This is a genomic window from Deltaproteobacteria bacterium, assembly GCA_026129095.1.
Lineage (GTDB): Bacteria > JAGRBM01 > JAGRBM01 > JAGRBM01 > JAHCIT01 > JAHCIT01.
Genome location: JAHCIT010000004.1, coordinates 273,159 through 295,781 on the forward strand (window position 1 = coordinate 273,159; position 22,623 = coordinate 295,781).

The following is a 22,623-nucleotide window of genomic DNA, read 5'->3' on the forward strand; positions in this document are numbered from 1 at the left end:
CGGACCGAACATATGGCCCGGTCAAGCGTTCCACTAACCTGGCGTGGCACTGCCGCCCGAATGATGGAAGTCTAGGCGAGCATCAAAGCCGAGGGAAACCCCCGCCGGAACCATTCTCATGGTGTTTCCGCTGACCACATGCCCTTGAGAGGCGCCGCCTGGCATATGCTTCGGGCACCATCCTGGGCGTCTTCCAGGGTTCCCGTGCCGTCCCAGTACACCGACACCGAAGCCACGAAGTCGAAATGGATGCCCTGCCCTTCATAAATGAATGTCTGGTCCCGCCGCTCGGGAACCTGGCACCGGCCGATCCGGCCATTTGCCGCCAGAAGTTCCGGACAGTCCAACAGTTCCACCGACAGGGAACCGGTTTCGGAATCGTAAGCCTCGCCGGTTTCCACACATACTTCTCCCGCCGCCGCCTGCCGGAGCGCTTCTGTCCCCGCAACGGTTTCCACGGCATCGACTGCCACATCCACTTCAACGCAGATGGGAACTGTTGCCAGCGGCGCCGAACAGGTTCCGGCCCGCTGCAAGCCGCGCCCGTCACCGCCACAGGCGGTGGCCAGCATCAGGAAAACCGGCGCTACCTTCCAGAATCTGCCCAACAGTTCAGTCCTTCAGCAGGGACTTGGCGATAATATGACGCTGGATCTCGCTGGTCCCTTCATAGATGCGAAGACCGCGGGCTTCGCGGAAAATGTGCTCGATCTCGCATTCCTTCATGTAGCCCATGCCACCATGAATCTGGACGCACCGGTCCACGACGCGCCAGAGCGCCTCCGTGCCGTAAAGCTTGCACATCGAGGCTTCCGTATCGACGTTCTGGCCCTGATCCTTCCGCCAGGCCGTGGCGTAGAGGAACTCCCGGAGCGTGGCGATATCCACCTCGTTGTCAGCCAGCATGAACTGGACGGCCTGCTTCGTGGCGATCGGCTCGCCGAACTGGATGCGCTGTTTCGCGTAGGCCACGGTCAGTTCCTGCGCCCGCTGCATGGCCCCAAGCGACCTGGCCGCGATGGAGAGGCGGCCGGCAGCCAGCACCCTGAGGCCGAGCCGGAAACCGCCGCCCACCTGGCCGATGACGTTTTCCTCAGGCACCCGGCAGTTCTCGAACACGATCTCGCACTGGCGCACCACATCCGAACCCATGCTCGCCATGTGGCGCGTGATGCTCATTCCCGGCGTGTCGCGTTCGATGGCGAAGGCCGTAATGCCGCCCTTGGCGCGCTTGTTACGGTCAGTCAGCGCGATGATGGTGAAAAATCCGGCGATATCGGCACGGGTGATGAAGTGCTTGCGGCCATTCAGAACCCAGTGCTTGCCGTCCTTAACCGCAAGTGTCTCGATGGCGGCGGCGTCGCTTCCCGCCGCTGGCTCGGTGATGGCAAAGGCCGCGATCACCTCGCCACTCGCCAGCCGTGGCAGGTACTTCTTCTTCAGGTAGTCCGATCCTTCATAGACCACCCCCATTCCGCCTATCCCGTTGCTGCCGGAAATCAGCAGGTTGAAACAGTTATGGGCGAAGGCGAACTGCTCCTGGATCAGCATGTAGGCGAGTGTTCCCAGATTCTGTCCGCCGAACTCCTCGGGAACCATAATACCGAAATATCCCAGTTCGCGAAGCCGCTGGATCAGTTCCGGGGGAATACTCCTGGTTTCCTCGATCCGCATCGTGTGCGGCATGAGCTCCTTCTGAACAAACTTTCGGGTCGTGTCGCGGAGCATCTGCATGTCGTCGGACAGTTCGTAGTGCATGAAAATTCCTCGCGGCCGGTTAATTGACCGGTACAACGGCCAAATCAAGAGGAGAACCGGAGCGATTCCGGCCGGCAGGAAACAGCCTACTTGCCCTTGAATCCGGGAGGACGCTTTTCGTTGATGGCGCGGATCCCCTCACGGGCGTCCTCGCCGTAGGTGGCGATTGTCTGGTGGGCGGCTTCCAGTTCCAGAACGGCCCGCATGGAGCTTTCCAGCGCGAGGTAGACCTGCCGCTTCACCATCGACAGGGAACCGGTTGGACCCGAAGCGAGCTTTTCTACAAAAGAGGCCGCTTCCTCGTCGAGCTTCTCATCGGGGACAAGGCGGTTCACAAGACCAATCGCCTTCGCCTCCTCTGCCATGACCAGCTCGCCGGTATAGTACATCTCCAGCGCCTTCGCATGGCCGACAAGTTTCGGAAGAAGAAACGAAAGACCCAGGTCCGATGCAAGGCCGATCTTCGTAAACACCGCCCCGAATTTTGCGGTCGTGCTGGCAAGCCGGATGTCGCAGGCGGCGGCGATGCTGAGGCCGGCTCCGACGCATGCTCCCCGGATCACCGCGACCACGGGCTTCGGGCAGGCAGTGAGGCTGGAGGCGACCCCGCTGATCTCCGTGAGGTAGTTCCATCGTCCGGGGACAGGCTGCGAAAGCCGCGCCTCCATGGTCTTGACGTCGCCGCCCGCTGAAAACGCTTTTCCCGCGCCAGTCACCACGAGCACCCGGATGGCCGGGTCATCCGTGGCCTTGCGGATACCTTCCAGGATCGGCGGGAACTGCGCCGGTCCGAGCGGGTTCAGCTGCGCGGGCCGGTTCAGCCGGATTGTAGCCACCGGCCCGTCTGTCTCGTAAACCACCGCATCATCGGCTGCCTGTGCAAGGGGAGGCATAAGTTCTGAACATCCTTCCAAAGTCTTCAGTTACATCGGAACGTAGTACCGGTCCACGCCCTTGACCATCCTGCAGTCGATGGCGGCTTCGCGGAGCAGAAGGTCAACATAGCAGAACGCCACTGCCAGGGAGGAAATCAGCCGGTCCGGTCCCGGTTTCCCCGCGATTTCCCACGGGGTCAGTTCCTCGTCGATCAGCCGGGACATGAGGCGCTGGGCACTGCCGCGAAAATGATGGATTTCCTCGTCCAGTGCCCCGTCCGGGTTCGATATGGTCCCACCATGGCCGGGGAATACCACCTTTGGACCGAACTCCTTGAGCCGCTCCAGACCGTCCACCAGTTGCGGGCCGGCGGCCACATGGGAGCCGTTCGCACTTGCAGCCAGCAGCGGAGCCGGGAATACGTCCACGCCTACATTGTCTCCGGCGAATACCTCGCCACCATCGTCGTGAACGAGCACGATCGCACCGGGATGGTGTCCCGGCGCCTCTTCCACACGGAACGGAACACCCGCAAGGTCCAGCACGTCACCGCCATTGACCGCGTGAACTGCCGGTCCGGGCAGATCAGCCATCGTACGGCGGCGACGGTAGTCATCCAGTGCTTCGTCGACTCCTCCCTTGCCACCGCCGGGGACTCCCCACCTGAGCAGTTGCGACCGGAGCTGGCGAATCTCGCTATCCACCGCCTTCTGCACGGAAGGCAGCCATTTCGCATCGTACCGGCTTGTATAAACGGCAAGTTCCGGGAACCGGGCCTTCAGCACGCCAATGCCCCCCGCATGCTGCGGATGTCCATGCGTGATCACCAGCTTATGCAGGGCTTCCGGCGCCACAGAGGCCGCCTTGAGCAGCGCCAGTATTGCGGCGGCCGTCTCATCCCCTTCAGGCCCGGCGTCCACGAGCGCGCCTTCGCCGTCCTTCCCGCGGACAAGATGGACATTGGTATCCGGGCCAATGCGGAGCCTCCAGACCTCGAATGGCCCCGCATTCCCCTCCCCATGATGGATACACTGGATATCCGCCGGCATCGGCTCCCCGAATACCCCAACTGGACTTTCCCGCCAAGACCTTTTTTGCATGCCACTGGCAAGATACGCTTTTCCGCATGGAACTTGGGATTAGCCGAAAAGTGGCGATTGTGACCGGCGCCAGCAAGGGGCTCGGCCGGGCCTGCGCCGAAGCCCTTGCCAGGGAAGGTGCGAGGCTCGTCATCAGCGCCCGCACGGCGCCGGATCTGGACCGCGTGGCCGGGGAGATCCACGGACGCACGGGGGCCGACATCGCCTATTTCGCGGGCGACATGGGCGATCCTGCTACTGCAGACCGTCTGGTCAGGTTCACAGCCGAAAAATTCGGAGCAGTCGATATCCTTATCAACAATGCGGGCGGACCTTCGGCCCTTCCATTCAGCGAAACCGATGATGACGGGTACCGGGTTGCCCTGCAGCGGAACCTGCTTGGCAATATCCGGCTGATCCACGCGGCCATCGGCCCCATGCGGAAACGGAAATGGGGGCGGGTGCTCTCCATCACCTCATTCGGCGGCCGGCAGCCGATCCCGAGCATGTACTATTCGAATACCGCCCGCGCTGCGATGCATGGCTTTTCCAAGACCCTCGCCCACGAAACCGCCGCTGACGGCATTACCGTCAACTGTGTCTGCCCCGGGTACATCCTCACCGACCGTCTCCGGGGGTTCATATCCATGATGGCCGGGCAAACCGGCATGACGCGGGAGGCCTACGAAGCCCAGACCCTCCGCGACGTGCCCGCCGGGCGCTTCGGTACTCCTGAGGAATTCGCCAACGTCGTGGCTTTCCTCGCCTCCGAGCGGGCGGGCTACCTGACGGGCAGCCTCATCACCATTGACGGGGGGCTGGTAAAGGGGTTGTGACGGCCAGACCGCTCATTTCTGCCCAACCTGTCGGTTGTCATAAAACTCCTGCTAGGCAGACCCTATTATCCAGAATGCGTGCGTGTATGCTTTCCTGAGGTGTTTTTATGACCGAACTCCCTTTGCATCCTGCCATTGTCCACATTCCCATCGGCATCGCCCTTGCGCTCCCGGTCGTCGCCGGCGCAGCACTGGCGGGCATCTGGCTCAAGAAGTTCGAACCGAGGACCTGGTACCTGATTTTGCTCCTCCAGCTCATCCTGCTGGCTGGAGGTGGGCTCTCCATGAATACCGGCGAGGACGAGGAGCACAAGGTGGAGGCGATCGTCGCGGAAGAACTTATCGAATCCCATGAAGAGACAGCCAAGCTGTTCATGCTGATATCGGCACTGGGGACTATCGGCAGCCTGGGAGCCATCGTGGCGATGCGGTCGAATGAAAAGACCGGGCGGTACATCATGGCGGGAACCACCGCCGTGCTGGTTGCGGCTGCTGGCATGGCTCTGGCCACCGGCCACGAGGGCGGCGAGCTGGTATACCGGCACGGTGCGGCAGGAGCCTACACGGCACCGGCCAGCGCGCCCGCCGGCCAGCCGCGTGGAGAACGGGACGACTAGAACCGGACCCAGTTCACCTTCGGCGGATTCCTGGCGATCTGCCTGAAAAAGTTCCGGGCGATCACCATCCGGTGCACTTCCGAGGGGCCGTCATAGATGCGGAAGGCCCTGCCCTCGCGGAAGAACCGCTCCACCGGCGTATCTCCGGAATAGCCGAGCCCTCCCATCACCTGGACGGCGCGATCAAAAACGCGGTTGACCGCCTCGGACGCGTACAGCTTCGCCATCGACGTCTCTTCGCGGGCCTCGCTCCCCTGGTCCAGCAGCCAGGCGGCATGCAGCGTAACAAGTTTCGCCGTGTGGAGATCCATCACCGAATCGGCCACCGACCACTGGGTATTCTGGTGGTCCGCGAGCTTCACCTTGAACGCCTCGCGTTCGAGAGCACGGTGAGCCATCAGGTCGAGGGCCCGTTCCGCGGCACCGATCCAGCGCATGCAGTGGGTAAGCCGTGCCGGCCCCAGCCGCACCTGCATCAGCTTGAAGCCCTCTCCCTCCTTGCCCAGCATCGCCGACTGCGGCACGCGGACATTCTCGATCACCATCTCGCAGTGCCCGCCCGGCCCGTGGGTACCGAGTACCGGCACCATGCGCTTGACGGTAAAGCCGGGCGTGTTCATCGGCACCAGGAAAAGCGAAACCCCCTCATGTGCCTTCACCTTCGGATTGGTCACCGCCGCAAAGATGCAGAAACCCGCGCCCATGGCGCCCGTCGTGAACCACTTGTGGCCGTTCAGTACCCATTCGTCGCCGTCCCGGACGGCGGTGGACTTCACCATGCTGGCATCGGCACCGACACCCTGTGCCGGTTCGGTCATGCCGAAACAGGAACGGAACTTCCCCTCGACCAGCGGCCGGAGATACCTGCCCTTCTGCTCGTCATTCGCCGTCTTCCAGAGCAGATGCATGTTGCCCTCGTCCGGCGCCGCGCAGTTCAGGGCCACGGGTCCGAGGAGCGAGCGTCCTGCCGCCATGAACACGGCGGCCGTTTCCACATGTGACAATCCCTGCCCGCCCAGTTCCACTGGCAGGTGCGGCGTGTAGATGCCCCAGTCGCGGGCCTTCTGCCGCATCTCGGAAATCAGCTCGTCGGGCAGATGGTCCGAATCCTCCCGCCCTTCATACGGGATCACCACCTCGTCAATGAACCTTCGGACCGTGGCGGAGAGATCCTCAGCGCGCTTGGACATGGTGAAATCCATCTGTTTTGCCTCCCTGCCGCAGCAGGCCCGGTATCGCCAGGCCGCCGGCGGCGCCAGTTTGAATGGATACAGCCGGAAAAGGGAAGGGAAACCGGAATGATCCGGCCACGAAGATCAGTCCGCAATCGGAATCCGGATAGTAGCTATGGTCCCCTCGCCCGCCGTGCTCCTGATATCAATGCTGCCGCCGATACGCGACAGCATGACGTGGGTGATGTACAGGCCGAGCCCCACGCTGTGCCCCTCACCTGATTTTTCTCCGGTTGTAAACGGCTTGAACACATGTGGAAGCAGGTCGGCAGATATGCCCCTGCCACGGTCGGAAACCGTGCAGATGAGATCGCCACCAATCCGTTCGAGGCGGAGTGACGGCGGGATGGAACTCCCTGACCGTGCCGCATTGTCCACAACGGCAAGGAGGATTTTCGTCAGGTACCGCTGTGGCACCAGAAGCCCCGACAGCGGCTTCAACCCTTCGATCTGGAGCTGCGGGAAGGCTCCCTGCACTACACCCATAACCGTCGCCAAAGCGGCCCGGTCCTCGACAGCCGCCAGTTCATCTGACAGTTCGTACATCCGGTTCACGATGAGCGATGCACGCTCCTGCCCCCGGAACGACATGGACAGTGCCTGCAAGGCGGCCGACTTTTCGGCCGCTGCCAGCGAGGGCGACTGCCCGATGTCTTCCTTCAACATCTGGAGGATAGAGAAGCTGGACCCCAGCGGATTCCGGAGTTCATGGGCGGCGCCGTGAACCAGCGAGCCGAGGGACGCGAGAGCTTCGGACCGGACGAGCTGGTCCTGTGTGGACTTCAGTTCGGCATGAGCCTTGGAAAGGTCGTCATAGGCCGATGCGAGCGCCCGTTCACTGGACCGGAGACGTGCGAACAGTGCCGAGGTCAACCCTACGATGAGCATCGCCAGGAAAAGCCCCAGGGCGAGCCGCTGCTGTTCCCATAAAGCCGACAGGCGTCCGTCCACTACAGGCGGGCTTTCCATCAGGGGTGCGTAAGGCATCCAACCCGCGGTCATGGAAACCGTTGCAGCCGTAATCATCAGGAGCCCCGCACCGGTCCCCGCAATTACAGGCCTCGGCTCGAAGTAGAGGAAGGCGAGAATCACCCCGCCGATCAGCTGGACCCAGGCGAGATTGTCGTCCGGGCCGAAGAACCACGCCCCCACCGTGTTGGCCAGCGCGTAGTAGATGACTGTCACATAGACGAGCAGGAACAGTTCCGGCCGCGTCTTGCGTACGGCCAGCGCGATAGCGGCAATGACGGCCCACCCTGCGATGAGTCCCTTCACCGTGCGGATGAAAACCGGCAGAACATCCCGGTTCACGAACGGCAACAGTCCGGGGTCAGCCTCGACCTGGTAAAGATAGTTCAGATTACCGGCCGTGATGACGCCGCAGATACCAGCGGCGAAGAGACACTTGTCCGCATTGCTCCAGTGGATGGAGCGTGCGAAAAAATCGCGTATCCGGCGAAGCACAGACATGGAACGGAAACCCTATCCCGGCGTCTCGACAATTACCCGTTGCATCGCATAAAACTGCCGGGCAAGAAAAGAACCCGGCCCTGGTTCATGATGAACCAGAGCCGGGTCGGGGAAGGGGAGGGAACTAGGTGATACCAAGATGACAGATTCACCTGAACCCCCTCTTAAGGCCGTGTTAATTGAACTTCATTTCCCCAATAAAATCCGTGATTTCTGATACGTTTGATTCCGCGAGGCCGGCTGGAAGGCCGCTTTTGGGAGCGAAAACCCCGTGAAATCCAACGTCAGAATAGGCACCCGGGGATCGAAGCTAGCGCTGTGGCAGGCGAACCATCTGGCTGACCTTTTGCGTCAAAAGCATCCTGGAATCGAAATTGAACTGGAAACGATCAAAACCACCGGAGACCGGGTTCTGGATCGTCCACTGGCGGAGATCGGTGGAAAAGGCCTGTTCGTGAAAGAGATCGAGGATGCCCTGCTCTCCGGCCGCATTGATCTCGCCATCCATTCGCTCAAGGACGTGCCAGCCGAACTTCCGCCGGGGCTGGGTCTGGTCACGTTTCTCCCGCGCGAGGATCCACGCGATGCCCTTTGCGTCCGGGGCCGGAAAAATCTCGCGGAACTTCCTGAAGGGGCACATGTGGGGACATCGAGCCTCCGGCGGCAGGTTCAGCTCAAGCGGGCGCGCCCTGACCTCAGGATTTCCCCGCTTCGGGGAAATGTTGATACCCGGCTTCGCAAGCTGGACGATGGCGAATACGACGCGATCATACTGGCAGCGGCCGGGCTGAAGCGGCTCGGCCTCGACGGCCAGATCGGCGAGCTCGTCAGTACGGAAACCATGATTCCGGCCGTCGGTCAGGGAATTCTTGCCATCGAAGCCCGCCTCGAAGACATGGAGACGCGCCATCTGCTCGGTCCGCTGAACGACAGCGAGGCCTCCAAGGCCGCCCGTTGTGAACGGGCCCTGCTTGCCGGGATGGGAGGCTCCTGCTGGCTGCCGATGGGAGCCCATGCCCGGCAGGCCGCCGGTGGTCTTTTGCTCACGGCGTTCGTCTCGTCTATCGACGGAAGCTGCTTCCTCCGGCATGATGCGACCGGAACAGACCCTGTCCATCTCGGTACCGAAACAGCCGAATGGCTGATCGGGAACGGCGGCAGGCAGCTCTTGAAGGATATCCAGGACCGGCATGGGAACTGACGGCATAACCGGAATCGTATATCTCGTCGGCGCGGGGCCGGGGGATCCGGAACTCCTGACGCTCAAGGGCAGAAGGCTGCTCGGCGAGGCCGATATCGTCTTTTATGACTATCTCGCCAATCCCGAACTGCTCACGCATGTCCGGCCCGGAGTCCGGACCGTTTTCGTCGGGAAAAAAGGCGGCACCGACTATATCCAGCAGGACGAGATCAACCGGCTGATCGTCGAGGCGGCCAGGGCCGGCCAGAAGGTCGTGCGGCTCAAGGGCGGCGACCCGCTGGTCTTCGGACGCGGCGGCGAGGAGGCGGAAGAACTTGCCGCCGCCGGGATTCCGTTCGAGTTCGTTCCGGGCATCACCAGCGCCATCGCCGCTCCGACCTATGCCGGGATTCCCCTCACTCACCGGGATTTCACGGCCACGGTCACTTTCGCCACCGGAAACGAAAAGGAAGGCAAGGAAGGCTCCCTGCTGCCGTGGGAAAAACTCGCCGCACCGGATTCCACGCTCGTCATCCTGATGGGCGTCAAGCAGCTTGCCAGCAACGTCGAACAGCTCATCCGTCACGGCCGTGCGCCACATACCCCGGCGGCACTTGTGCAGTGGGGCACCTGGAACCGCCAGCGAAGCGTCACCGGCACGCTGAACGACATCGAACTGAAGGCAAGGGAGGCGGGCATCGAGGCCCCCGCCGTATTCATCGTCGGCGAAGTGGTCGCCCTCCGCGACAAGCTGAACTGGTTTGAAACCCGCCCCCTGTTCGGCAAGCGCGTGCTCGTCACCCGTGCCCGCAAGCAGGCCAGCGAATTCGCCCGCGGCCTCAGGGAACTGGGCGCCGACGTGCGCGAGACCCCGGCCATCGAAATCGCCGATCCCGAAAGCTGGGGGCCCTTCGATAATGCCGTGAAATCCATCGAGCGCGACACCTGGCTGGTGTTCACCAGCGCCAACGGTGCCGAGAAAACCGTCGAACGGCTCCGGGCAACCGGTCATGACATCCGTGCGCTCAAGGGCCCCCGTGTGGTGGCCATTGGGCCAGCGACGGCCGCCGCCTGCGAAGCCGCCGGACTCAAGGTGGACGCCGTGCCGGGCGAATTCGTCGCCGAGGGCGTGGTGAAGTTCTTCGAGACCCAGGATGTCAAAGGCCGGCGCATCTCGGTCTTTCGCGCAGCCGAGGCCCGCGAGGTGCTTCCCGATGCGTTGAGGCAGATGGGCGCGGACGTGAACGTCGTACCGGTATACCGCACGGTTCAGCCGGCTGCCGGCGGCGAGGAACTGGCCGCCGAACTCCTGTCCGGCGCCATCGACCTGGTGACATTCACCAGCTCTTCCACGGTGACAAACTTCATCAGGCTCATTGGCGAACCCGCGGCCCGAAAGCTGCCGCCACCGGTGAAAATTGCCACCATCGGCCCGATCACCGCCGAGACCGCCCGCAAGGCGGGATTCCGTGTCGATATCGAGCCGCCGGACTTTCACATCCCGTCATTTCTCAAGGCTATCGGGCAATACTACGCTCGCCGCTGATGCCCTCCATCTGGTATTTCGGAACACCCGGTTTCGCTGTCCCGCCGCTCCAGGCGCTGCTGGAACACGGCGAAAAGGTGTCACTGGTCGTCACGCAACCAGACCGTCCGGCGGGCCGCAGGGAAGAACTGAAGGCCCCGGAAGTGAAGCAGTTCGCGCTCGCCCATGCCCTGCCCGTATTCCAGCCGGAACGGGTCCGGGCACCCGAGGCAATCTCCAGGTTCCAGGCCGAGGCGGAAAAGGACTGGCCGGAACTGGCGGTCGTCACCGCCTTCGGACAGATCATCCCCAAGACGCTTCTTGCTATACCCCGGCGTGGTTTCTGGAATATTCACGCCTCTCTGCTCCCCAGGCTCCGTGGTGCATCGCCGATACAGGGAGCGATTCTGGAGGGCATGGGCGAAACCGGTGTCACCATCATGCAGATGGATGAGGGACTGGATACGGGAGATATCCTGCTCACCCGGACCTGCCCCATTGGGCCGGACGAGACAGCCGGTGAACTCCACGACAGGCTGGCCCCACTGGGAGCGGAGGCCCTCATCGCCGCGCTTGATCTTGCCCGGCAAGGCAGGTTGACGCCCCGGAAGCAGGACGATTCCCTCTCCACCCATGCGCCCAAGCTGGACCGGGCCTCGGGGCAGATCGACTGGTCCCATCCGGCCAGACGCATCGTGGACCAGATCCGGGCGCTGAACCCGTGGCCCTCGGCACAAACCACGCTGGAACAGGAACGGATCAAGATTCACCGGGCGCAGGCGGTGCCGGGATCCGGAGCCGCCGGCACGATCATCAGCTACGAACCTCTTGTCGTGGCCAGTGGCGAGGGAGCCGTGGAAATCCTCGAACTCCAGCGGGAAGGGAAAAAACCGCTGGGCGCACACGATTTCGTCCGGGGGCTGCGCCTCAAACCCGGCGCCCGGTTCGGCAGATGAAACCACCGGCGCGCCCCCGGGGGCAGCATTCAACGAACCTGAAGCCGTCACGCCTGTCTCCCCGGCAAGCCGCGCTCGAAACCCTGCTTGAGGTGGGACGCGGCGCTCATCTGGATGCTGCCCTGGATGCCCGCCTCCGGCAGATCGAACGGCCCGAGGACCGGGGGCTCGCCACCACCATCGCCTATGGAACGCTCCGGTGGCGGGGGCAGATTGATCCAGTGCTGGCCGGGCTTTCTTCCCGGCCGATTGACACTCTGGACAGGCGGCTACTGGAAGCGGCGCGCATCGGACTGTTCCAGCTCATGTACCTCAGCCGGGTTCCCCACCACGCCGCCGTGGCCGAAACGGTCGCGCTGATTCCCGAACAGCATCTTCGCAACTTCGCCAACGGCGTCCTGCGGGAAGCCGCCCGCCGGGTCGAAAAGGGCGATCTCCGGTATTCGGACACCAGTTCGCCGGAAACACTGGCCCGCACGGCGAGCCTGCCCCTCTGGTATGTGCGTCGGTTATGGCACCGGCTGGGTCCAGAGGCTGCCGTGCGGGCAGCAGAGGCCCTGAACCAGACGCCACCGGTATTTCTCCGGATCAATACCCTGAAAATCACCCGTGAGGGCCTGCTCGACCGTCTTCGCGTGGTAGGAACCGAACCTGCTGCGTGTGCATTTTCACCAGCCGGGATCGAGCTCAACGGGGCGCGCGCCATCACCGACCAGATCACTGGCGGCGGCTTTGCCTTCATTCAGGACGAGGCGAGCCAGATGGTCCCCCTTCTGGTGGACCCCAAACCGGGAGAGAAAATCCTGGATCTGTGCGCCGCGCCCGGCGGCAAGACGCTGGGCCTTGCGCTCCTTTCCGGAGGCAAGGCGGAGATTACCGCCGTGGACCGTTCGGCACCCCGGCTGAAACGGATCGACACACTGGCCCGGTCGCTCGCCATACCCGGCATCAGGACCATGCAGGCAGATGTCTCAGCACCGGTGCCCGGACTCGCCCCGCAGTCATTCGACCGGGTACTCGTGGACCCGCCCTGCTCGGCTATGGGCACGCTGCACAGAAACCCCGATGCCCGCTGGACCCGGCGCGAGGAAGACCTGCCGCTCTATGCCGCCACGCAACGGAAAATCCTTGAACAGGGATGGAACCTCCTGAAGCCGGGCGGGCGGCTTGTCTACTCGGTCTGCACGGTCGAACCGGAAGAAACGACCGGCGTTACCGGCGCATTTCTCGCTGCACATGCGGATGCACGCCCTGTTCCGGTCACGCGTGCGGCTGCCGGGCTTGCGGCCGAAACCGCCGCCAGAATCTCCACACGGGAGGGCCACTTCCGGATGACCCCGTGGGACCACCGTACCGACGGTTTCTTTGCGGCAGTCCTGGGAAAGGACTAGCGTTGGCCATGGCTGAAAATGACCTGACACCGAGCATCCCCTTGCGCCCCACCCTGACGCACACGGCGATCCGGGTGCGCGATCTCAAGGCCACGATCCGGTTCTACGAGGAGTTCACTCCACTGCGTTCGGTCCATACGCGTGTGGACCAGGACACCGGCACCGCCGTGACCTGGCTGCGGCAGGAACAGCCGCACTTCACCATCGTCGCCATCCAGCCGGAGAAGTTCGAGGGGCCCGATTTCCGTCTGGAAGGACTTGAGCATCTGGGGTTCGAGCTCACCTCGCGGGCGGCCGTGGACGAAATGGCCAAACGTCTGCGCGATGCGGGCCATGACGTGTTCTATGGTCCCCGTTACTACGACCGGATCGTCGGCTACATCTGCCTCGTCCGCGATCCGGATGGCCGGATCGTCGAGTATTCGGCCGAGCAGGTGATGGAATAGGCTGGCAGGGCCCCGGCATTATCCTTTTGAGTTTTTCCCGCAGGACCGGCTATGTGAGCCCCGCAATCCTCTCCTGCAAGGAGCACATCCAGCACCATGCCACAGATCGAAACCACCCCTGAAATGGTCGAAAACACCTACCGGAAGATGACCGAGCGGCTTGCCATCATACGCAAGCGGCTGGGCCGCCCACTGACCCTGATGGAAAAGGTGCTGCTCACTCATCTGCGTGATCCGGAAAAGCAGGACCTGAATCCCGGCAAGAGCTACCTGCTTGTCCAGCCGGACCGGGTGGCCATGCAGGACGCCACAGCGCAGATGGCCCTGCTCCAGTTCGCGCAGGCCGGGATCCCGCAGGTGGCCGTGCCCTCCACGGTCCACTGTGACCATCTCATTCAGGCATACGTCGGGGCGGACGCCGACCTCAATACGGCCCTCGACAAGAACCGCGAGGTCTACGACTTTCTCGCTTCCATGTCGAACAAGTACGGCATCGGCTTCTGGAAACCCGGCGCGGGAATCATCCACCAGGTCGTTCTGGAGAACTACGCCTTTCCGGGCGGCCTGATGATCGGCACCGACTCCCATACCCCGAACGCCGGTGGACTTGGAATGTTCGCGTCGGGCGTGGGCGGAGCCGACGCCAGCGACGTGATGGCGGGACTGCCGTGGGAAGTCCTCTATCCAAAGAAGGTCGGGGTCGTGCTCAAGGGCAAGCTGAACGGCTGGGCCGCGCCCAAGGATGTCATCACGCAACTGTGCGGCATCCTGACCGTCAAGGGCGGCACCAACCGGGTCGTCGAGTATCTCGGTCCGGGTGTCAGGTCGATCAGTTGCACGGGCAAGGGGACGATCACGAACATGGGCGCCGAACTGGGCGCCACGACGTCGATCTTCCCTTACGACGAACGCATGGGCGCGTATCTCAAGGCGACCCGCCGGGCAGCCATCGCGGCCATCGCCGACAAGTATTTGGATCTCCTCCGGGCCGACCCGGAAGTGGAAACCGATCCGAAAAAGTATTTCGATGAGGTGGTCGAAATCGACCTGGACAGGCTGGAACCGGTTGTCGTGGGGCCGCACACGCCGGATCTTGCCCGGCCGGTCTCCCAGCTTCCCGCCGACGTAAAGAAAAACAGCTACCCGGCCGAACTCACATCGGCACTGATCGGGAGCTGCACGAACTCCTCCTACGAGGATATCTCCCGCGCCGCCGACGTGGCCCGGCAGGCCAAAGCCGCCGGAATCAAGGCAAGGATACCGCTACTGGTGACGCCGGGCTCGGAACAGGTGTTCGAGACCATCAAGCGCGACGGCCTGATGGCCGATCTTGAGGCGATCGGCGCGACGGTGCTCGCCAACGCCTGCGGACCCTGCATCGGACAGTGGCGGCGCGACGACTTCCAGAAAGGTGTGAAGAACTCGATCATCAACTCTTTCAACCGGAACTTCCCGGCCCGTAACGACGGGAACCCCGACACCCTGTCGTTTATCGGAAGCCCCGAAGTGGTGGTCGCCTATGCGCTGGCCGGACGGCTGGACGTGAATCCGCTGACGGACGAGGTGGGGAAAAACGGCAGGCCGGGTGTACGGCTCAAGGCTCCCGCCGCCGCGCCGGAAGTCCCGCCCAAGGGGTTCACCAGCAAGGATGCCGGTTACATCGCTCCCGCATCCGATGGCTCGAAAGTGCAGGTCAAGGTCGCTCCAGACAGCGAACGGCTGCAGCTTCTGGAGCCGTTCAAGCCATGGGACGGCAGGGATTTCGAGAAGCTCCCGGTACTACTCAAGGCGGCCGGCAAGTGCACGACCGACCACATCTCTCCCGCCGGGGTATGGCTCCGCTACCGGGGCCACCTGGACAAGATCAGCGACAACATGTTCCTGGGCGCAATCAATGCCTACACGAAGGAAGCCGGACGGGCGAAGAACTTGCTCACCGGGACGTCTGACACCGTTCCCGCAGTGGCCCGTCACTACAAGGCACAGGGCCACCGCTGGGTCGTGTTCGGCGACGAGAACTACGGCGAAGGCAGTTCCCGCGAGCACGCCGCCATGTCGCCCCGCTACCTGGGAGCGGCGGCGATCATCGTCCGCAGTTTTGCCCGCATTCACGAGACGAATCTGAAGAAGCAGGGCGTGCTGCCGCTCACGTTCGTAAATCCCGCCGATTACGAGAAGGTGCGCGAGACAGACCGGGTAACTGTTTCCGGACTTTCCAGCCTGGCGCCGGGATCGAAAGTGAAGGTGACGCTCCATCATGAGGATGGCGGCACCGACAGCTTCGACGCCGCACACAGCCTGAATGCCGAGCAGATCGAATGGTTCAAGGCCGGATCGGCCCTGAATCTGCTCGCCCGGCAGGCCAAGCGGGGCTAGACTACCGGGAGCGTGCTTTCCCGCCTGTCAAAATTGCGTGGTCTAATGCCACATCTGGGTCACTGCCAGAACGTGGTGCTGCTCGTTCTGACGCTGACCGCGATGACTGCGGCCGCCTATCTCCTCCCGCCGGAGAAGGTGATCCAGTACTCCCGTGATCCGTGGAAAGGCTCCGAGCCGTTCCGGGTTAACGCCAGGCATACCCTCATCCGGCAGGGACAGCAGCCGCTCCAGACCACGGCAGAGATCGACTTCGGCACCGGGGGCAACTTCCGGATCGCCGACAGGGACCAAGACGGGATTCTCCTCCATGTCACGCCCGCCGGGGCAGCCGAATACTCAGCCGGGCAACCGGTGGATCCCGTGGTTGACCTGTTCGGATTCCGGTGGCTGTTCATGCCGGTCGTGGCCCCGCCAGCCAAGCGGCTTCAGGAGCTGCGGGACCAGGGGTTCCTGCTCCCTGACAATGCGGTAATGATGGTCGTGGACCGGATGCTGAGACGGGGGCTCAAGGCGGACAGGCGGCGTCTGACCGCCTGCGAGGACCGGAAGGATCCCTGCTACGTCATCGGATCAGAACTCCCGTCGCGGCCGGGCGATCCTCCCCGGAGCGAGCTGTGGGCCAACTCGGTCACATTCAGGCCGGTTCGATGGGTCGAGGTACGTGGCTCCGTGGTGATCGATACGCGGCTGGAATATGCCGGGAAGGATTTTGCCGGCCTGCCCTATCCTGCCGTTGTCACGATTCGTGCGCCCGGTATCGAACACCGGTTCGAGACGGTTGACCTGGCACGCAACCCGAAATTTGCCCCCGACCATTTCGAACCCCGCCCACCTGCCAAGGGTGAAAAACCGGGTAACGGCAAGAAGTCCGGAGACTCCAGCTCCGCAAATGACAAGGCGCCGATATGCAACGAGAAAAGCGCGGAAACTGGCCCTACTGACAGCTGCCCGCTCCCCTGACTCCCTGGATAGTCCATGAACCGGACTTCATTTTCATTGACAGGCAGATAAGTCAGAACACCGCAAAAGGTGATGCTGCGTGTTCTGCCGGCAATAGCCGGTATGTGCCGCATGAACCCACGGTAGTTGTTCTTTCCCCAATGCCGGTTACGCTTCCCGCCTGATGAGCTGGGTGCCCCTCACCGAAAACGACTGGTACTATGCGGCCGGTATGTTCGCGTTTATCCAGATATACATGTCGTGGATGTTCGCCCGCCAGATGAGAAAGCACGGCGACCTGAAGCCCAACGTCTCCCAGAACGACGCCCGGCTGCCGCTCCTCCGGCGCCGCCTGAAAAAAAACAAGCCTGCGGCGGACTGACGCATGGCCTTCTACGCTCTTGTCGTGGTCCAGGAGCCGCGCTGGAGCGCACTCACCTATGCGCTCCCGCCGGAACTGACCCGCCAGCTGACTGCCGGGTGGCGGGTCCGGGTTCCGTGGGGACGGGCGGAAAAGCGAGGGATCATCGTCTCCCTTCACCGGGAGCCGCCCGCGAATCTCGACCCCGGCTCCATCCGCATGGTGCTCGGAACCGACGGCGGCGCGCCGCTCATCGATCCTGCTTCCATTGAACTGGCCCGCTGGATCGCCCGCTACTACCGGTGCTCCATTGGGCAGGCTGTCCGGCTTTTCATTCCACCCGAGGGCCGGGACCGTCAGGAGATGACGGTCCGGCTTAACCTCTGGGACACGCCTGTGATCGACCTCTCCGAACTCGATGGCCCGGCATCCCGCTTGTACGAATACCTGCTGGAACGCGAGGCCCGGACACCGGGCAGGCCGCTGAAACTCTCCGGGCGTGCGATTTCCGGGCTGTCGTCAGGCGAAATGAATACGGCCGTCCGCGATCTGGCGCAGATGGGAATCATCAGTGCCAGTGCCGGTCATTCCAGGGGGCGAATACGGGAACGGACCGTACCGGTTTATTCCCGTTCCGGCACCCCGGTCCCCAGCAACATCAAGCTTGCTCCCGTGGCGCTGAATATTCTCACCGCGCTGGAACATGCCCCCCGTCAACTGGCGCTGGCGGATCTGCCCGGCAGTCCCGCATCCCGGAAAAAAGCACTGGCGGAGCTGGAGAGGCTGGGCCTTGTGGTACCGGGCCAGCAACTCCTGCCGCGGGTGCAACCGGGAACCAGTGCCGAGGCAGAAAAACCCCCAAAGCCAAGCCCCGAACAGGAACAAGCCATCGGCCTGATCCAGAACGATATATCCAGAAACGGTTTCCAGGTAACCCTGCTCCGGGGCGTCACGGGCAGCGGAAAAACCGAGGTGTACCTCCGGGCCATCGAGACAGCCCTCTCGCTCGGCAGGGGAGCACTGGTGATCGTGCCGGAAATCGCCCTGACGCCTCAGACCGCTTCACGCTTTACCGCCCGGTTCCCCGGACAGGTGGCCGTACTCCACAGCGGACTCGGTGCCGGCGAGCGGCATGACGAATGGTGGCGTCTCCGCAGGGGCGAGGCCCGGGTCATTGTGGGAACCCGTTCTGCACTGTTCGCGCCGCTTCAGGATACCGGCCTCATCGTGGTGGACGAGGAGCACGACTCCTCGTTCAAGCAGGACACGGTTCCCCGGTATCACGCCCGCGATACGGCGGTGAAAAAGGCCCAGATCCTGAAAATCCCGGTCGTGCTCGGTTCAGCAACCCCTTCACTCGAAACCCTCGATAATGCCTGGCGTGGCCGTTACCGGATCGTGGAACTGACCGGGAGAGTTGCCGCCCAGCAGATGCCCTCCATCCAGGTCGTTTCACTCCGGAAGGAAGACCGCACGGATTACGACCGCGATCGGCCATGGTTCCTCTCCGGGCCGGCGGAAAAAGCCATCGAGCAAACGCTTGCAGCGGGCGAGCAGGCCATGATCTTCCTGAACCGGCGGGGTTATTCACCGGTGTTCCCATGCCTGTCCTGCGGACATGTGCCGGAATGTCCGCACTGCTCGATCCCGATGACCTACCATCATGGGGCCGGAACGCTCGCCTGCCACTACTGCGGGCACGAAACCTCACTACCCCGTACCTGTACTGCCTGTGGCGGCGCGGAGTTCGACGCCAAAGGGCTCGGTACCGAGCAGGTCGAGATGGCCCTCCAGAGCCGGTTTCCGGGAGCCCGGATTGCCCGGCTCGACCGCGATTCGATCCGGCGCAAGGGCACGCTCCATTCGATTCTCGACAGGTTTCGCAGCAGGGAGATCGACCTGCTGGTTGGGACGCAGATACTCGCCAAGGGCCATGACTTTCCGGGTGTCACGCTGGTGGTTGTGGTCAGTGCCGACCAGGCACTGCGAATCCCCGATTTCCGGGCCGAGGAAAAGGCCGCCCAGTTACTGGCACAGGTATCGGGCCGTGCCGGACGCGCTGACCGGCCCGGCCGGGTGATCGTTCAGACCCATGAACCTGAACATCCGGTCATCCAGTGGCTCCAGAAACCCGGCGATGAACTCTGGAAACGGATCCGGGAGGAACGCGAACCGCTGCTCTATCCGCCTTCGGGACGCCTTGCCACAGTGGAAATCTCCGCCCGCAACGAAACGGCGGCCGACCGGGTAGCCCGCTCCCTCGCCGGCCAGTGGGCAGTTCCAGCCGGAGTCGTGCGTCTGGGGCCGGCAACGCCACCTGTCGGCAAGCTGGCGGGCCGCTACCGTCGCCGGTTCCTTCTGAAAGGAAATTCATCAGGCGTGCTGAATAATGCACTGACGGGACTGGAACAGTTGCTCGCCAGTATTCGGGAGCGCGACGCGTCATCCCTGGCCATGGCACGGATCACTGTGGATATCGACCCCCAATCCCTGCTGTAAACCGCTGTAAACCACTCTAGATTGGAGGCACTGGCGTTGCGCCGGGAAGCTTCGGGCCGCTACACTTGTCACGGTGGGCCAATGGTTCACGCGGCTACTGTATTCCCCTATATGCGGGCGGCCTTCCGCCGTGCAGCAGGGGCTGCTCTTTAGCCCTCTGTATCATGGGATAAGCCACTGGAAGGCATAACGGATTTGTCAGTCCGCCTGAAATTTCTTCTTCGCTCGGCCGCACTCGCAACGATTGCCTTCATCGTCGTTGCCTCGGGCACACGGGCGGCGCCAACCGCGGCGCCGTCTTACGACCTCAGCAGGGCGGCAGTGGTCGAGACAGTACTCAAGTTCGTCGCCGAGGCCTACATTGATCCGGCCCGGTTCGATCCTGAGCGGGCATTCGAAAACACGATGAAGGATCTCGAGGCATTCATCCCCGAGTTCCGGTGCGATTTCATCAAGGGCTCACGCCGCTACCGTATGCAGATGAACACGCAGGCCAAGGAAGTCGAGCAGGTCCGGCTGCTCACGTTCGACGATTACCTCCGGAATGTCCGCGGCGTGCTCGCGTTTATCCAGCAGACCCTGAAAAGCGACATCCCGCTCGCCAAGATCGAGTATGAGGCGGTCAACGGGTTCCTGGGTATCCTGGATCCGCACTCGCGGCTCATGGATCCCGACGGCTACGAGGAGTTCGTCGTTGCCACACAGGGCGAGTTCGGCGGGCTCGGCATCCAGATCCAGATGCGGGACAACCAGCTGACGGTTATCTCGCCTCTTGATGACACTCCTGCCTCGAAGGCCGGTATCCGGCCGGGCGACCGGATCGTCAAGATAGAGGACGAGGCGACCGACAACATGACGCTGGACGAGGCGGTCAAGCGGCTGCGCGGTCCGGCCAACACCCAGGTAAAACTCACCCTGCTTCGCGGCAAGCTGGACCCGTTCGACCTCACCCTGACCCGGGCCCGCATCAAGCTGAAGGCCATTGAATCAGCCCTGCTCGAAGACAATGTGGGCTATGTCCAGGTAAAGAGCTTTCAGGAAAATACCGCCGTCAACATGGAACAGGCTCTGGACAACCTCCAGCGGCAGTCCCCTGACAAGGCGCCCCTCAAGGGCGTCGTGCTGGATCTCCGGAACAACCCCGGCGGCCTGCTTGATGAGGCCACGGCCCTGGCGAACCGGTTTCTGAAGCAGGGAGTCATCGTCACGACGGTTGACGGGCGCAACACGAAGTCCACACGCGCGAAGTCGGGGCTTGCCCGCAAATACGGCGAAATCCCGGTCGTGGTGCTGGTCAATGAGGGGTCGGCCTCGGCCAGTGAAATCATCGCCGGCGCCATCAAGAACCAGAACCGGGGCATCATCCTCGGACAGCGGACCTTCGGCAAAGGATCAGTGCAGAATGTTTTCCCGCTGAGCGACCGCTCGGCACTGAAACTGACCGTGCAGCAGTACCTGACGCCCGGCGACATCTCGATCCAGAACGTCGGCGTCATGCCCACCATCCAGCTGAACCCCGTCGTCGTCACCGCCGAGGAGATCAGGCTCCGCGCCCACCAGCGCCCGTACCGCGAGGTTGATCTGGACAACCACCTGATCGCCCACGGGTCCGATGAAAAGGCACAACAGCCGGTGGATCCTCCGCTGGCCGACCTGGATTTCCTGATGGAGCCGGAGCCAAAGGCGGGAGACACCCCGGTCGGCGAAGACGATCCGAGCAAGCCCTTCTCCAACGCCGAGCAGATGCGCGCCGCGCTCCCCAAGGACTTCTCCGTGCAGCTCGCACGGCAGATGATTTCCGAAGGCGGCGCCGCGCAGATGCCCCAGTTCCTGGAACAGGCTCGTCCGGTCCTCCGCCGCGTGGCCAAGCAGCAGTCGGCGCTGATTGACAAGGCGCTGGCCAAGGCCGGTATCGACTGGAGCCCCGGCCCCGCCCTTCGCGCCGGCATCAATCTCGAAGTTTCACTGACCGTGCAGGACGAACGCGGCAATCCCATCCGGGCGGCCGTGTCTGGCCGGAAGAACTACCTCAGTCTCAAGGTCGTGAACCGCTCCCAGGCGATGCTCTACCGGCTTCACGGCTACACGACGGCCAAGAACGGTTTCCTCAACAACCAGGAGTTCCTTTTGGGCAGGGTGGCCCCTGGCGCGACGGTCGAAAAGAAGGTTCCCGTACAGCTCGGACACGGCCTGTCCGGATGGACTGAATTCGTAAAGGTGACGTTTGAAGCCGGCGAGAAGGAAAAGATTTTCGAGACCAGCCTGCCGGTTTCCATCGACCGGGCACCAAGTCCCCGTTTTGACGTCACCTATACGCTCTCGGACAACACCAGCATCAGTCCGCTGGTGAAAGGGGACGGCGACGGGCTCATCGAGCCCGGCGAAACCATCGGCATCAGTTTCCGGGTCCGCAACAGCGGCAAAGGGGATTCCGAGCGGGCGTTCCTCCAGCTCCGCACCCGGAACGGCCAGCTGATCGAGATCGGCACCGCGGGATCGCGATACCAGATACAGGGGCTCAAGGCCGGGACCACCCAGAACATCCTCGTTCCGGTGCAGATCAGCAAGGATTTCATGGAACCCCGGCTGACCCTGCCCATGCGGATAACGGACGCGAACTTCCCGTCCGAACTGAGCGCCGATATCGTGATCCCGGTTTCGATCGGTCCGGCCGCCCATGCGAGGGATCCGATCGTCACCAACACGCCGGTCACACTGTCTGCGCCGGCCGTACAGATCGAGCAGGCCGTCTCCGCCGGAGCGACCGTCAACGAGCGCTCCTTCAAGCTGAGCGGCGAGGTTATCGATGACGGTCCTGTCCGCGACCTGTTCGTGATGGTGAACGGGCGCAAGAGCTTCTACTACTCGTTCGAGCAGGCAGCCGCGGCCAAGCTCGACAAGTACCCTTTCAACGTCCGGTTGCCGATCCAGACCGGGCTGAACCGGGTGATACTGGTCGCACGGGATACGGCCAACCTGACCTCCGTGCAGAGTTTCACCGTCTGGCAGACGGACGGGCCCCTGCCCGCTTCCACGGCCCAGCGGGATGCGCCGCCTCCTGCGACACCCTGACCGGACC

The 22,623-nt window shown here is 63.0% G+C and carries 18 protein-coding genes; 12 read left to right on the forward strand and 6 right to left on the reverse strand.

Annotated features, from left to right (window positions below):
• Positions 1–116: 116 nt before the first annotated feature.
• From KIT79_07890 to KIT79_07905, 4 genes are all read right to left on the reverse strand, one after another.
• A complete protein-coding gene (locus KIT79_07890; GenBank protein MCW5829223.1) occupies positions 117–608 on the reverse strand; it encodes a hypothetical protein in 492 nt (163 codons plus the stop codon).
• Positions 609–612: 4 nt separating this feature from the next.
• Positions 613–1,758: an acyl-CoA dehydrogenase family protein gene (locus tag KIT79_07895; GenBank protein MCW5829224.1), complete on the reverse strand. Its 1,146-nt coding sequence runs from the start codon at positions 1,756–1,758 to the stop codon at positions 613–615.
• 86 nt (positions 1,759–1,844) lie between these two features.
• Positions 1,845–2,651 carry an enoyl-CoA hydratase/isomerase family protein gene (locus KIT79_07900; protein MCW5829225.1) on the reverse strand — a complete coding sequence of 269 codons (807 nt, stop codon included), beginning with the start codon at positions 2,649–2,651 and terminating at the stop codon, positions 1,845–1,847.
• Between the two features lie 30 nt (positions 2,652–2,681).
• On the reverse strand, positions 2,682–3,683 hold the full coding sequence (locus KIT79_07905) for an MBL fold metallo-hydrolase (GenBank protein ID MCW5829226.1): 1,002 nt from the start codon (positions 3,681–3,683) through the stop codon (positions 2,682–2,684).
• A gap of 101 nt (positions 3,684–3,784) precedes the next feature.
• Between KIT79_07905 and KIT79_07910 the strand changes: the two genes are divergently transcribed.
• Both KIT79_07910 and KIT79_07915 read left to right on the forward strand, forming a co-directional pair.
• Positions 3,785–4,549: an SDR family oxidoreductase gene (locus KIT79_07910; protein ID MCW5829227.1), complete on the forward strand. Its 765-nt coding sequence runs from the start codon at positions 3,785–3,787 to the stop codon at positions 4,547–4,549.
• Positions 4,550–4,656: 107 nt separating this feature from the next.
• Positions 4,657–5,166, forward strand: coding sequence for a hypothetical protein (locus KIT79_07915; protein MCW5829228.1), 510 nt, complete (start codon positions 4,657–4,659; stop codon positions 5,164–5,166).
• Here the strand turns inward: KIT79_07915 and KIT79_07920 are convergent.
• Both KIT79_07920 and KIT79_07925 read right to left on the reverse strand, forming a co-directional pair.
• The gene (locus KIT79_07920) at positions 5,163–6,368 is read right to left on the reverse strand and encodes an acyl-CoA dehydrogenase family protein (protein ID MCW5829229.1); all 1,206 of its coding nucleotides are present in this window, start codon (positions 6,366–6,368) and stop codon (positions 5,163–5,165) included. The two genes, KIT79_07915 and KIT79_07920, sit on opposite strands and share 4 nt — an antisense overlap.
• A gap of 114 nt (positions 6,369–6,482) precedes the next feature.
• Positions 6,483–7,868, reverse strand: a complete 1,386-nt coding sequence (locus tag KIT79_07925) for a HAMP domain-containing histidine kinase (GenBank protein MCW5829230.1) — start codon at positions 7,866–7,868, stop codon at positions 6,483–6,485.
• 271 nt (positions 7,869–8,139) lie between these two features.
• Here KIT79_07925 and hemC point away from each other — a divergent pair, with 271 nt between their 5' ends.
• From hemC to KIT79_07975, 10 genes are all read left to right on the forward strand, one after another.
• Positions 8,140–9,069, forward strand: a complete 930-nt coding sequence (gene hemC, locus KIT79_07930; GenBank protein ID MCW5829231.1) for a hydroxymethylbilane synthase — start codon at positions 8,140–8,142, stop codon at positions 9,067–9,069.
• Positions 9,059–10,594, forward strand: a complete 1,536-nt coding sequence (cobA, locus tag KIT79_07935) for a uroporphyrinogen-III C-methyltransferase (GenBank protein MCW5829232.1) — start codon at positions 9,059–9,061, stop codon at positions 10,592–10,594. The genes hemC and cobA overlap by 11 nt, the downstream gene beginning before the upstream one ends.
• Positions 10,594–11,529 carry a methionyl-tRNA formyltransferase gene (fmt, locus tag KIT79_07940; protein MCW5829233.1) on the forward strand — a complete coding sequence of 312 codons (936 nt, stop codon included), beginning with the start codon at positions 10,594–10,596 and terminating at the stop codon, positions 11,527–11,529. The genes cobA and fmt overlap by 1 nt, the downstream gene beginning before the upstream one ends.
• On the forward strand, positions 11,526–12,920 hold the full coding sequence (rsmB, locus tag KIT79_07945) for a 16S rRNA (cytosine(967)-C(5))-methyltransferase RsmB (protein MCW5829234.1): 1,395 nt from the start codon (positions 11,526–11,528) through the stop codon (positions 12,918–12,920). Before fmt ends, rsmB begins: the two co-directional genes overlap by 4 nt.
• Positions 12,921–12,928: 8 nt before the next feature.
• Positions 12,929–13,366 carry a VOC family protein gene (locus KIT79_07950; protein MCW5829235.1) on the forward strand — a complete coding sequence of 146 codons (438 nt, stop codon included), beginning with the start codon at positions 12,929–12,931 and terminating at the stop codon, positions 13,364–13,366.
• 96 nt (positions 13,367–13,462) lie between these two features.
• A complete protein-coding gene (locus tag KIT79_07955) occupies positions 13,463–15,742 on the forward strand; it encodes an aconitate hydratase (protein ID MCW5829236.1) in 2,280 nt (759 codons plus the stop codon).
• Between the two features lie 45 nt (positions 15,743–15,787).
• Positions 15,788–16,705 carry a hypothetical protein gene (locus KIT79_07960; GenBank protein MCW5829237.1) on the forward strand — a complete coding sequence of 306 codons (918 nt, stop codon included), beginning with the start codon at positions 15,788–15,790 and terminating at the stop codon, positions 16,703–16,705.
• A gap of 163 nt (positions 16,706–16,868) precedes the next feature.
• Positions 16,869–17,066, forward strand: coding sequence for a hypothetical protein (locus tag KIT79_07965; protein MCW5829238.1), 198 nt, complete (start codon positions 16,869–16,871; stop codon positions 17,064–17,066).
• Between the two features lie 3 nt (positions 17,067–17,069).
• Positions 17,070–19,544: a primosomal protein N' gene (gene priA, locus KIT79_07970; GenBank protein ID MCW5829239.1), complete on the forward strand. Its 2,475-nt coding sequence runs from the start codon at positions 17,070–17,072 to the stop codon at positions 19,542–19,544.
• A 195-nt stretch (positions 19,545–19,739) separates the two neighbouring features.
• The gene (locus KIT79_07975; protein MCW5829240.1) at positions 19,740–22,616 is read left to right on the forward strand and encodes a PDZ domain-containing protein; all 2,877 of its coding nucleotides are present in this window, start codon (positions 19,740–19,742) and stop codon (positions 22,614–22,616) included.
• Positions 22,617–22,623: the final 7 nt, after the last annotated feature.